At 32.8% G+C, this 12,801-nt stretch carries 8 protein-coding genes and 1 tRNA gene; 5 read left to right on the top strand and 4 right to left on the bottom strand.

The window, feature by feature from the left end; genetic code table 11:
* The first annotated feature begins 19 nt into the window (after positions 1-19).
* Positions 20-1,291: a phosphoribosylamine--glycine ligase gene (gene purD, locus GOY07_RS03270; protein ID WP_175838186.1), complete on the top strand. Its 1,272-nt coding sequence runs from the start codon at positions 20-22 to the stop codon at positions 1,289-1,291.
* 1,283 nt (positions 1,292-2,574) lie between these two features.
* On the opposite strand, the gene GOY07_RS03265 is transcribed toward purD, so the two are convergent.
* Complete coding sequence (locus tag GOY07_RS03265) at positions 2,575-3,195, bottom strand: ribonuclease D (protein ID WP_175838184.1); 621 nt, start codon at positions 3,193-3,195, stop codon at positions 2,575-2,577.
* Positions 3,196-3,345: 150 nt separating this feature from the next.
* Between GOY07_RS03265 and GOY07_RS03260 the strand changes: the two genes are divergently transcribed.
* The 4 genes from GOY07_RS03260 (at position 3,346) to GOY07_RS03240 (ending at position 10,219) form a co-directional block, all read left to right on the top strand.
* Positions 3,346-3,418, top strand: a tRNA-Gly gene (locus GOY07_RS03260).
* Positions 3,419-6,012: 2,594 nt separating this feature from the next.
* Positions 6,013-8,073: a tRNA uridine-5-carboxymethylaminomethyl(34) synthesis enzyme MnmG gene (mnmG, locus tag GOY07_RS03250; RefSeq protein WP_175838182.1), complete on the top strand. Its 2,061-nt coding sequence runs from the start codon at positions 6,013-6,015 to the stop codon at positions 8,071-8,073.
* Positions 8,060-9,727, top strand: coding sequence for an aminopeptidase P family protein (locus GOY07_RS03245; protein ID WP_175838180.1), 1,668 nt, complete (start codon positions 8,060-8,062; stop codon positions 9,725-9,727). Before mnmG ends, GOY07_RS03245 begins: the two co-directional genes overlap by 14 nt.
* A gap of 123 nt (positions 9,728-9,850) precedes the next feature.
* Positions 9,851-10,219 (top strand): hypothetical protein, encoded by a 369-nt coding sequence (locus GOY07_RS03240; RefSeq protein ID WP_175838178.1) that lies wholly within the window; start codon positions 9,851-9,853, stop codon positions 10,217-10,219.
* Positions 10,220-10,234: 15 nt separating this feature from the next.
* Here GOY07_RS03240 and GOY07_RS03235 read toward each other — a convergent pair whose 3' ends face one another.
* From GOY07_RS03235 to rpmF, 3 genes are read right to left on the bottom strand one after another with little or no spacing between them, the layout of a single operon-like run.
* Positions 10,235-11,215: a beta-ketoacyl-ACP synthase III gene (locus tag GOY07_RS03235; protein ID WP_175838177.1), complete on the bottom strand. Its 981-nt coding sequence runs from the start codon at positions 11,213-11,215 to the stop codon at positions 10,235-10,237.
* Positions 11,208-12,245, bottom strand: a complete 1,038-nt coding sequence (plsX, locus tag GOY07_RS03230) for a phosphate acyltransferase PlsX (RefSeq protein ID WP_175838544.1) — start codon at positions 12,243-12,245, stop codon at positions 11,208-11,210. Before plsX ends, GOY07_RS03235 begins: the two co-directional genes overlap by 8 nt.
* A gap of 10 nt (positions 12,246-12,255) precedes the next feature.
* Entirely contained in the window at positions 12,256-12,438 is a 183-nt protein-coding gene (gene rpmF / locus GOY07_RS03225; protein ID WP_175838546.1) for a 50S ribosomal protein L32, read from the bottom strand.
* Between the last annotated feature and the right edge of the window lie 363 nt (positions 12,439-12,801).

Genomic DNA, 12,801 nt, shown 5'->3' with positions numbered 1-12,801 from the left:
TAAGAACGAGGAAATAGAGATGAAGGTTCTGGTTATAGGTTCTGGTGGACGTGAGCATGCTTTGCTTTGGGCTTTAAAAAAGTCTCCTATCTTAACCGAATTATATATCACTCCTGGACGTTCAGCTATGAAAAATCTGGGAATTCTTGTGAATATAAATATTCAAAATTCAATTGATGTGACACAATTTTGCAAGAGGGAAAATATAGAGTTAGTTATTATTGGTCCAGAGCAACCAATAATTGATGGGCTTGCTGATAACTTAGTTGCAGAGGGAATAAATGTTTTTGCTCCAAGTCAAGCAGCTGCAAAACTCGAAGCATCAAAATCCTTTACCAAGGGAATATGTAAGCAATACAGTATACCAACTGCTAAGTACGAATGTTTTGTTGATGAAGAATTGGCGAAAAGTTTTATACGCAGTAATAAAATAAGATTGCCACTTGTGGTGAAAGCAAATGGAATCGCAGCAGGTAAAGGTGTGGTGATATGCAATACAGAAAACGAGGCTTTTTCAGCAATAGATTCAATGTTGGTGGAAAAAAAATTTGGTAAATCAGGCGAAGAAATAATCATAGAAGAATTTTTAGTTGGAGAGGAAGTAAGCTTCTTTGCTCTTGTTGATGGATTAAAAGTAGCAACCCTTGGGTGTGCAAAAGATTATAAGAGGGCTGATGAGAATAATGATAGTCAAAATACTGGAGGTATGGGTTCATACTCGTCACCTTCAATTATAAGTAAGGATATGGAACAAAAAATTATCCAAAGAATAATATATCCTACAATTCAAGCATTGGCTAACATGGGAACTCCTTATCGAGGAGTGCTTTTTGCTGGTTTAATGATTTGCAAAGATAGTTTAAAACTTCTTGAGTATAATGTTAGATTTGGTGATCCTGAAGCACAATCTATATTACCTAGATTTGATGCAAGTTGTGACTTGTTGGAGTTAATGTTGTCAGTTGCAAAGGGAAAGTTAAGTACTAAAGCAGTGGAGCTCAATAGCAAAGCTATAGTTTGTGTAGTTGTTGCAAGTAAAGGCTACCCAGGTAGCTATCAAAAGGGAGATATAATTAAAGGACTTGGTAAAATTGAAAGCATTCCTGGTGTATTGGTGTTTCATGCTGGTACTAAGTTAGATGAAAACGGCAATTGGATTTCCGATGGAGGAAGAGTATTGAATATAGTAGGAGAAGGGAATACTTTAGAAGAAGCTAAGAGTAAAGTGTACTCTGCGTTAAATTTTTTAGAATGGCCAGGAGGTTTTTTCAGATATGACATTGGAAGTTAATATTAGCTGTGCTTAAGGATTTTATCCAAAAATAACTTGTAGAAGTGTAAAACCACTTGACAAGCTTCCTTAGCTCTATATATTTTTATAAGGAAACTTTTTAAGTACTAGCTACCTTTGGTTCTTTTTATTTTCTCTGCTTAGTAAATTTCTTGACATTAAGTTTGTTGCATAAAAATAGCAAAACTGTATATTTAGAATAAAAATTCCAAGGTTTGAGTACATAATAAGATCAATTTCTACTGTAGAAGGAACGGATAGGTAGTAATGGAGAAGAAAAGTCATAAAAGAAATGCTGAAGGAAGTGTGAAATAACACGTATATGTTGCAAAAAAACTAAATGCTGTAATTGTAGAAAAAAAGTACTGTATAACACAGCCATAGTAAAAAATATGTTGCATTTGAAGAACAGTATTAACTGCATGATAAAGCACTAAAACTTGGAAGAGAAGAAAATCAGAGTAATTTAAACGAGTTGAAGTATAAATACAAGAAAATCTAATATTACCATTAAAGGATGAGAATAAGAATCCAAGAAAAGTTTGCTTGAATGTTAACAAGTCTACAGTACACTGTAACGTCCAAAAAATGAGGTTACGTATATTACGCCAAGACCAATAATTCATAATGAGTGTAAGATAAAGGTGGATAAGGGGAGGGTTTTAAAAGAACCTTAATGAGGTTATTGGTAAGTATCCTAAATAAGAGTTATTCGCCTTTGGTGAATTGTGATTTGGTATACTTTTTCAAAAGTTGATACTGGTGGTTTAAAAAGGCGTTAAAACACAGGTTAAAGTTAGGTAGACAGAATTTTTATCTCTACAATACAGTTAATCCTAGTAATGGAAAGCATTCTAGCTTATTTGCACAGGATTATTATCACCACTAATTGGTATGAATATGTTTCTTGAATAAATGTTACGATATTTAAGAATATGAGAAGCCTTTCTTATTATGGATTGTGCTAATGGTATAAATCGGAAAATTTAAAGACACCTTAAAAACGTTGAAATTATATACTTACTATCATACTCACCTAAACCATCTTCTATTGAGAGACTTTTGGTTGTATATAGAATAGAAAATTTTGTGTAATAAAGCCTATGATGTAGTTGCTTTGCTTGAGAGCACTTCTTTATTCAAATTTTTCCTTTCTTTCTCACTACGTAATTAAATAACTCTGCAATATCGCTTATTTGATCCACGGAGTGTAAAAATTAATATAAAGAGTTTTTAAAAAGCTGCCTTAAACATTTTGGTAAGCGAAAAATTTTTTACAAGCACTACATTTGGTGATTAAAGATATCCACATTTTCCCATCCCATTAAATCTAATTCAACACGAGCGGGAAGAAATTCAAAGCATTTTTGTGCTAACTCTTTTCTGTTTTCACGCTCCAACATTAAATCTAACTTTTCCTTTATCTTATGAAGATACAGAACATCGGATGCAGCATAACTTTTTTGTTTATCTGTTAAATTCTCACTTCCCCAATCAGAAGATTGCTGCTGCTTATTTAATTTAGTATTAAGTAGCTCTAAGCATAACTCTTTCAGACTATGATTGTCTGTATAGGTGCGAACTAAACGTGAAGCTATTTTTGTGCAATAGCATGGAAGCGCCCAAGTCTCTAGATAATAACGTGTTATGCTAACATCAAATCGTGCAAAATGAAATATTTTAGTTATATTTTTATCTCCCAATATTTTTCTTAAATTTGGAGCTGTATAATCATTTTTGAATTGAATCAGGTGAGCGTTTCCATCATTAAAAGAGAGCTGTATAAGGCACAATCTATCTCTTACATGAAGTAAGCCCATTGCTTCTGTATCAACAGCTATAGACCTTACATTATCTGGTATTGAACTAATTGGCAAGTCGTTTTTATATACAAATATCCTCATAAGGCTTTGTAGAATAACAAAACGTCAATAATAATTGAAAGTAAGTTTTAAGTACACAAATATATGGATATAATTCCTCACATTTTAGTATGCATGTAGTTTACAAATTGTTGTATATGTCTATAATTAAGGAATTAATCTAAACTAATTGCGGGAGTAGTTCAGTTGGTAGAACGTAACCTTGCCAAGGTTAAGGTCGAGGGTTCGAGTCCCTTCTCCCGCTCTTTTTTCAAGAATTACTACATGAAAAAAATATTTCACCTAATTTAGTCAATTTATGGTTAGGGTATAACCATTATTGGTAGGTAAAAGTGTCTCATAGAAGGCAAAAAGTTATTTGATCTACCTTAGGGGCCAGCTCTTTTACCCTGGCAATATAAGAGCTGTTTTATATAACTAATTTGGGCAGGTTAGTTGAAATGGCAAAAAGATCTTGTGTATTTAGCGTATTAGCGTTTAGTTTTTTGTAATATGTATATATTATGTCTTTATAGAATTCTGGATTTTTGCCTATTTAAATTGAAAAGCACCTATAAGGCATTCAACGTCAAATTTTTAAAATAGGGAGTTAGTAGACTAATTCTCATTTTCAATTAGTCAAATAAGTGACATTGCAGAGTTGTTTAATTATATAGTGAAAAAGAGTGGTAACAAATTTGCAAAACACTCTTAAGCAAAGTACCTACATTATAGGCTTTATTACACAAAATTTTCTGTTCCTATATACAACCAAAGTCTCTCAATAAGAAAGGGTTAGGTGAGTGTGGTGGTAGGTATATAATACTGACGTTTTTATATGTGCCTTTAAATTTTTTGACTTACGCCCCAACTAGTACAATCTATGACAAGAAAACCCTCTCGTGTTTTGTGTTCTAATTCCAGCTATATAAAAAACTGGTAGATAATAATTGGAAAGAAAAATCATGCTGCAGTAAATAAAATAGCAAGGTTTAAATGGCATTGTAATTAAAATTATTAGATAAAAAAATCGTGAAATCAGTAAAAAATCCTGAAGGAAATGTGAAGTAACGCATATATTGTAAAAAACTAAGTGCTGTAAAATTGTGGGAAAAAGCACAGTATAATAGCCATAGCAAAGAATATGCTGAATTTTAAGAATAATACTAACTGTATGGATAAAGCACTAAAATTTAGAAGAGAAGAAAAATTACCTGCTCTCCCTTAACGTTGTAGCAAAACTAGATTGAATTAGAGTTAATTTAAACAAGTTAAATGTGGATACAAGAAAACCAATATTACCATTAAAGAAATGAGAATAAAAATCCAAGAAAAATTTAGCTTGAATATTAGCAGATCTGCAGTATACGTAGTATGCAAAAATGAAATTTCGTACATTACGCCTAGACTAATCTCCATAATGAACAAGATAAAGATAAACAAGAAGAGTTAAAAAAAACTTAATGGTACTATTAATGGGCACCTGAACAAGGGCTATTCATCTTTGATGAATCACAATTTGACACACATTAGAAAGTTTGACATGGATAATTAAAAAAAGGTGTTAGAACACAGATTAAAGCAAAATTGGGTAGATAAAATTTTTATCTTTACAGTGCAGTTGATTCTAAAAATGGAGAGAATTCTATCTTATTGTACCGAATGTCAACACTGATTGTATGAATATATTCTTGAACAAATATTGTAATATTTAAGAACACGAGAAGCCTTTTTTATCACGGATTGTTCTAGTTAGCATAAATCAAAAAATTTAAAGGTACTTAAAAATATTGAGATTACATACTTAATACCATATTCACTTGAGCTCAATTCTATTACATAATAAAGTCTATAATACAATTGCTTTGTGTGAGGGCACTTTGTGCAAATTTATTACCTCTCTTTTTCATATCGCAATTAAACAACTCTGCAATGTCACTTATTTGATCCACTAACAGAGAATTGGTATTAAAAACTTCAATGCAGGAAATAGATATTAACTAGGGATTCTTTTGCCTTTTTTCTATTTGGTATATTTCTAGTATTTATAATTAAAGCGATTCGTGAATTGATACTGAGTAGTGCTTTATCTAATTGTAAAATTAGCTATCTATTGTTAATAGCTGGAATATTTGTAAGTCAAGGGTTCTAACTTTTTTTACTCTTTTTCAAAATAATACCGTAAAAATTGCTTTGCTTATCTGATTATCTCACCCTTAATGACGATAGAAAGGACTTAAAGCTTTGTAGAATATTTTTATTGTTAAACTTAGGGAAATTGTGTAGATGGAGATTTAATACTTTCAGGTGTAGCATTGGTAATAGGAGCATTTATAAATTAGGTATTAAAATTTCACATCTATGTTGCTTTTGGTAATTAGGTGGAATTATTTCCGCTATTCTTGTAATGTTATTGATGCGCATTATATATGCGATAATGTAAAAAAAAGAAAATTCTCTAAAAAAGATCTCTTAGAATTTGTTTGTATATGCTTTACAAGTGCTGCAACTGCAATTTCTATTTTTTCTTGGCACGATGGTTGAAATGAATTTTTCACCTTCAGTAGGTACAGCAATAAGAGGATAATGGTGCAGGTTGTAGCGATGTTTACGACGTACAGTATTATAGCATCAGTGGCTGAAAAAGTGAATGAGTATATTACCTCTCCTATAATTTGGTATTCTTCTCTAACAGAGAAAGAGTGCAAACCAGTTTTAGCTCATCAAAAAAAATCTATTTTCTGTTGTTTTAATGTGTGATATTAGAGTAATAATTGGAACAACGCTGTATTGCTGTAAAATTTGACATCAATTGCTGATAATTGAAATACTAGTAAAGTAGAAATTACTTAGAAAAGTATGAATAAATATGACGTAGTGGTAGTAGGTGGTGGTCATGCAGGCTGCGAAGCAGCAGCAGCAGCAGCTCGCCTTGGTGCAAGCACGTTGCTTATAACCCATAAAATTTCAACTATAGGAGAAATGTCTTGCAATCCAGCAATTGGAGGAGTTGCAAAAGGTATTGTAGTCAGAGAAGTTGACGCCCTTGACGGAATAATGGGAAGGGCAATCGATCAAGCAAGCATACATTCAGTCGTTTTAAATAGTAGTAAAGGTGCAGCAGTGTGGGGGCCAAGGGCACAGGCAGATAGAAAACTATACAAGAAAGCGATACAGGGAATTATTCTAAATTATGTCAATTTGACAGTAAAAGAAGAGTCAGTTGATGATTTCCTTATTGAAAGTAATAGCAACGGAGGGATGTACATTAAGGCTGTCATAACAAGCTCAGGAAGACAGATACTGACAAGCAAAGTTATTTTAACTACGGGTACTTTTCTACAAGGTGTGATTCATATAGGAGAACAAACAACTACTTCAGGGAGAATGGGAGATAAGTCTGCAGTGAAACTTGCAAATACGTTGAGAAAGTACAATTTTAAATTAGGCAGGTTGCGTACCGGAACTCCACCTAGGCTTAATCGTAGTACTATAAACTGGTCAATATTAGAAGAGCAAGTGGGTGATAATCCACCTATACCCTTTTCTTATCTCACAGAAAAAATTAATCAACCTCAAGTCTCATGTTTTATTACCCATACTAATGAGAACACACACAGAATAATTCAAGCGAGTCTTCATAGGTCAGCTTCTTCATATATGAATGATATTGTTGCACCAAGATACTGCCCATCAATTGAAGCTAAGGTAAAAAAATTCGCAAAAAAAAATAGTCACCAAATATTTTTAGAACCAGAAGGGCTTGATGATGATACTGTATACCCAAATGGAATTTCAAATTCATTGCCTATTGAAGTGCAATGTGAAATGATAAATAGTATCAAAGGGCTTGAAAATGCAGAGATGTTAAGACCTGGATATGCAGTTGAGTATGATTACATTGATCCACGAGAGCTATTTCATACCTTAGAAACCAGGAAGGTTAAAGGTCTATATTTTGCTGGCCAAATTAATGGTACCACTGGGTATGAAGAAGCAGCAGGGCAAGGAATTATCGCTGGAATCAATGCAGCACTCTCTGCATCTAAAAAAAAAGAAAGCTTTGTTCTCCATCGTACAGATTCATATATCGGCGTAATGATAGATGATCTGGTTACTAAAGGAGTGACTGAGCCTTATAGATTATTTACCTCACATGCGGAATATAGGCTGGCAATTAGGTCCGATAATGCAGATAGGAGATTAACGCAAAAAGGTTATAATATTTCTCTTGTATCGCATGAAAGATACTCTGTTTTGCAAAATAAACTTAAATCTATTAAGCAACTTAGAGAGAAATTAGAAAGTCTGAAAATTACTCCTGAGCAGCTTGGGTTTTATGGTATTAAAATATCTTGTGATGGGATAAGAAAAACGGCATTGGATCTACTTGGCTATCCAAATATCGATTGGAACAAATTACAAGAAATATGGCCAGAGTTAATTAATGTCCAATGCTGGAATGGTAATGAAGTAAGTCAAGCTATTATCCAAGTAGCTGATACTATAATCCAGAAAAGAAATAATGTAGATTCCGGCGTCATGAGCTGGAATGATAAAATAAGGTGCTGGGGTGATGGTAAAACAATGAATAACATAATTAAAAATGAAATATGTGAGGCAATTGCAATTGAAGCAAGATACAAACCTTATTTAGTAAGACAAGAGGCAGATATGAAGTTTTTACAAGAAGAAATGAATACTCAAATTCCAACCAATTTTGACTATTCACAAATTAAAGGCTTGTCAAATGAAGTAATAGAAAAACTGCAGGCAATTAAACCAGCAACAATTGGTATTGCAAAGCAAATACAAGGTATTACTCCAGCAGCAATAGTTAGCATGTTGGTGTATTTGAGAAGAAATAGGAAAACGAAAGTAGCTGCTAATTCTATACAAGGTGTCTATGTCGAAAATTGAAAAATTCCGTTCTTTTATGCGTGAAATAAACGTTGATGCGTTTATGTTGCATACTAAAGATGAGTATTTAAATGAATATTCAGATGAATTAACTAAATTGTGTGGCTTTACAGGTACAAATGGGCTACTTATCGTTACGAAGGACAACAAGTGCCCATTTTTTACGGATGGGCGCTATATCATACAAGCTCGCAATCAGCTAGATCAGGAAAATTTCCAAGTATATAATATACAAGAAGAGGATCCACCCAAATGGGTAAAAGCAAACTTAACATTGAGCACCTCGCTAGGTTATTATTTACAATACTTTACCGTAAAAGAGATGAGAAAATATAAAGATATTTGTAAATTAGTACCATATTCAATTAAAAAAGGAATTGGCCGTAGAAAACAAACGGTAGTTTCGCACGCAATTGAGCATTCAGGTGAAAGTAGTAAGAGTAAATGTGAAAAAGTAGCTAAAAGCATAAATAAAGAAGCTGAAGCAGTACTTTTAACTGATCCAAATTCAATTTCGTGGTTACTAAATCTAAGAAATGAAAGTGCTAAATATACTCCGTGTATATTGGGTCGTGCTATATTATATAAAAACGGCAACATTGACTTGTTTATTCAAGATAAAGAACACTCAACTATAGAAGCAAATTTAGATAATTATGTAAACATCTTTGATATTAGTGAGCTCAAAAATTCACTGCGCAAGCTAAATTCGATAATTACAGATCCAAGTACAACTCCAATGAGTATTGTAAATATAATAAAAAATAAGCAGATAGTTGAAAAAGAGGATCCATGCTTGCTTCACAAAGCAGTAAAAAACCAAACTGAAATAGCTGGAGCTATAAATGCACACATCAGAGATGGAATAGCAGTTACAAATCTTCTACATTGGATTAAAAATAATATCAGTACAGAACTTAGAGCAGAAGAGAAGATTTTAGAATATAGAAAAGAGCAAGCTTTGTTTAAGCAACCAAGTTTTCCAACAATTTCTGCATTTAATGAAAATGGAGCAATAATCCATTATCGTGCAAGCAGTAAGACAAATAAAGTCATTCAGAAAGATGGAATATATTTGATTGATTCTGGTGGCCAATATCTTGATGGTACAACTGACGTAACAAGGACTGTAGTAATTGGTAGTCCAACCAATGAACAAATAACTCACTATACAATAGTATTGAAAGCTCACATTGCTATAGCGAGTGCGATCTTTCCTTACGGCACTACTGGCGGAGAATTGGATACATTGGCACGCATTCACTTATGGAAATTTAGAATGGATTATATGCACGGCACAGGTCATGGAGTAGGGAGCTATTTATCGATACACGAAGGGCCGCAAGCGATATCAAAAGGAAATAAAGTAAAGCTCATACCAGGAATGGTACTTTCCAATGAACCTGGTTACTACGTTCCAGAAAAGTATGGAATAAGAATTGAAAATCTGATGTATGTTGATAAGCAAGAAAATTGCTTTTTACAATTTAAACAATTGACTTCCATTCCATATGATAGAGATCTAATAGATGTGCAAATGCTCACTAAAGATGAAATTGAATGGATAAATAATTATCATCAATTTGTCTATAAAAATTTACAAAATAGTATCAAAAATAAAGAATGGTTAAAGAAAATATGTGACTTTTTATAAGCAAGAGAGTAGCTTTTTATTGTTTAATAAAATATTGATACAATTTGTAGTGGGTATTTTGTATTGTTTTTAATTTAAAAACAATATATAATAGAAGATATATGTTTTTACGTAGGTGTAATCATGATGGGTAAAGTACAAGAAGATGAATTTATGAAGCAGTATATAGATACTTGTAAAGAGCAAATAGAGAAATTAGCTAAAGATCCTGAATTGCTTAATCAGACCTTAAAGCCATTTATGCAGATGTCTCAGCAACTTATGGCTGGTGGTATGTTAGATAGTTCTATGCCTAATATGATATCTAGTTTGGGTAGTATAAATATTGATAAGATGATTGCTCAGATGAAGGAAATGATTGACTACATAAGAAGTAATTATAAGGAACTTATGAAAAAGGATAACTTGCAGATTCAGGAGCTTGATGAGTCAAGTAAAAAATTGAGGAGCTTAGTCAAAAAATTGATAGAAAAGATCGAAAGTAACAAGTAATAGTAGCTGAAGTTATTAATAGCGTAGCAGTATGGAACCCCAAGTTAAGCCTGCACCTATTGCAACCAATAGTCCTAAGCTTCCAAGTTTTATTTTGGATTTTTGTATTGCATAGTCAAGTGCTAATGGAATTGATGCTGCTGAGGTATTTGCATGTTGATCAACTGTATTAATTACTTTCTCCATAGGAAAATCTAGTTTCTTTACTACAGCTTCAATAATACGAATGTTTGCTTGATGAGGAATTAACCAGTCAATATCAGTAATCTTCAAGTTATTGCATCTTAGTGTTTCTTTTATTGAAACTGTCAACTTATCTACTGCATGCTTAAACACTTCTCTACCATTCATACATATTTTTCCAGAATTACCAGTTGAAGATATACCTCCGTCTGTACATAATACATCTACATTACCATCGGAGTATAAGTTGGTTGATATTATACCTCTTGTAGAATTTTCTGTTATTTTATTACAATGTGCTGTAGATTTCATTATCACTGCACCAGCACCGTCACCAAACAGTACACAAGTTGACCTATCTTTCCAATCAACAATCCTAGACATTATTTCAGCACCTATCACCAATGCATACTTAATTCTATTATTAGATTTTGTGAGTGAATCAGCAATTGTAACTGCATATATAAAACCAGAGCATGCTGCTTGCACATCAAAGGAAAATGCGTTTTTACATCCTAACTTATTTTGTGCAATTGTTGCACAGCTAGGTAAAGTTTTATCGGGCGTTGTTGTTGCAACTATGATTAACCCAATTTCATCCACTGAAATTTGAACTTTTTCTATAGCATTTTTTGCTGCATTAACAACTAGATCAGACGTTAATTCTGCTTCATCTGCTATGCACCTTTGAGTTATTCCTGTTCTCTGTCTAATCCATTCATCACTTGTTTCAACCATTAATGCAATCTTGTCGTTGCCCAACTTTTTTTTTGGCAGGTAAGATCCAGTGCTTAATATAAAACTTTTATTCAATTTGATTTACCTCACTAATTATCTTTTGGTTTAAATTTTCACTAATGGAATTTACTGCAAATTTTATAGCATGGGCAAAAGAAACGGCATCAGAGTTCCCGTGGCTCTTAATAACAATACCACTTAGCCCTAAAAACATAGCTCCGCTTCTGATTTTAGGATTAAACCGCGTTAATGCTTTATTCAACTTAAATTTTAATAACATACCAACAATCATCTTTGTTGCCCACGAATTAAACACTTCCTGTTTTATTAGATTGATAAAAGTGCTAGCAGTTGCCTCAGCTGTTTTAAGCATCACATTGCCAACAAAACCATCAGTAACAATTACATCTACATTACCTTCTAAAAATTCACTTGCCTCTATATATCCTTTAAAATTAATGCCTGGAGTACTTTTTAGCAGCTCGAAAGCGCCACGTACTGAATCATTGCCTTTAACTTCTTCTGTGCCAATATTTAGCAAAGCAACTTCAGGATTGTCAACTTTTAATGCTATTTTTGCAAATACACTTCCCATCAACGCAAATTGAAATAATGAGTCAGCATTGCAATCAACATTAGCACCAAGATCAAGCAATACAAAGCTTTTTGTCTTGGTTGGACAAGTGGATACTATAGCAGGACGATAAACGTTTGGTAATGTCCCTAAAATAAATCTAGAAATTGCCATCAATGCTCCAGTATTACCTGAAGATACTACTCCAGAAGCTTTACCTTTTTTCACTGCTTCAATGGCGGCTTTCATACTTGAATCTTTGCGGTGTTTCAGTGCAAAAGAAGGCTTATCATTTGCGAGAACGTTATCAGAGCAGTGAGTAAATTCAGAATTATCACTTACTTTTCTATATTTTAAAAGCAAAGGAGATATTTCTTTCTGGTCTCCATAAATATGAAAAAAAACTTTTATGTCTTGATCAAGAAGGTTATCCAAAAAGAAACCAGCGCCTTGAATCACTGAGAGAGGTGCAAAATCACCTCCCATAGCGTCAAGTGCAATGGTTATATTATTGTTAACCATGGATAGCATATCACGATAATTATTTTGTCTGTTGTTTAATGAAAACCCGTCTTCCTTTATAGCTGCCATCAACTGCTATACTGTGAGGCAACATAAATTCTCCAGTTATTGTGCATACTACAATATTCTTAGGCTCAATAACATGATGAGAACGATGCATATTACGCTTTGATTTTGACTTTTTTCTTTTTGGAACTGCCAAAACTTCCTCCATTTTACTTGAAAAATTACAATTTATTAGTAGCATATTTTTTACAAGAAGTAAACAGTGGTAGTAAAATAAGTAAGATTTGCTTATACAATTAAACTCCATTAATTTTAAACTAAAGCATTTTAGATTAAGTATATTAAACTTAGGATATATCTTGGCTATACTATGCGGTAAAATTAATAGAGTTTTTAACAAAATCAGTAAAATTAATTTTTAACTGGACAAATGCAAAGTGAGTGCGTTTACGTAAATGGTATTAGAATAATTTGTAAGTGCTTCATTAAGCTCTTATTAAGGGCTTGGCAGCACATTCATGTTTTTTATTCAAGCATATATTGTTGCTTCGTACTACTA

Source organism: Wolbachia endosymbiont of Litomosoides sigmodontis, from assembly GCF_013365435.1.
Classification (GTDB): domain Bacteria; phylum Pseudomonadota; class Alphaproteobacteria; order Rickettsiales; family Anaplasmataceae; genus Wolbachia.
This window is presented reverse-complemented; position numbering and strand designations above follow the sequence as displayed.

Bases quoted from the DNA above. Each gene is read 5' to 3' on its own strand.
- purD (WP_175838186.1), top strand. From the start codon at position 20: ATGAAGGTTCTGGTTATAGGTTCTGGTGGACGTGAGCATGCTTTGCTT.
- GOY07_RS03265 (WP_175838184.1), bottom strand. From the start codon at position 3,195: ATGAGGATATTTGTATATAAAAACGACTTGCCAATTAGTTCAATACCA.
- mnmG (WP_175838182.1), top strand. From the start codon at position 6,013: ATGAATAAATATGACGTAGTGGTAGTAGGTGGTGGTCATGCAGGCTGC.
- GOY07_RS03245 (WP_175838180.1), top strand. From the start codon at position 8,060: ATGTCGAAAATTGAAAAATTCCGTTCTTTTATGCGTGAAATAAACGTT.
- GOY07_RS03240 (WP_175838178.1), top strand. From the start codon at position 9,851: ATGATGGGTAAAGTACAAGAAGATGAATTTATGAAGCAGTATATAGAT.
- plsX (WP_175838544.1), bottom strand. From the start codon at position 12,245: ATGCTATCCATGGTTAACAATAATATAACCATTGCACTTGACGCTATG.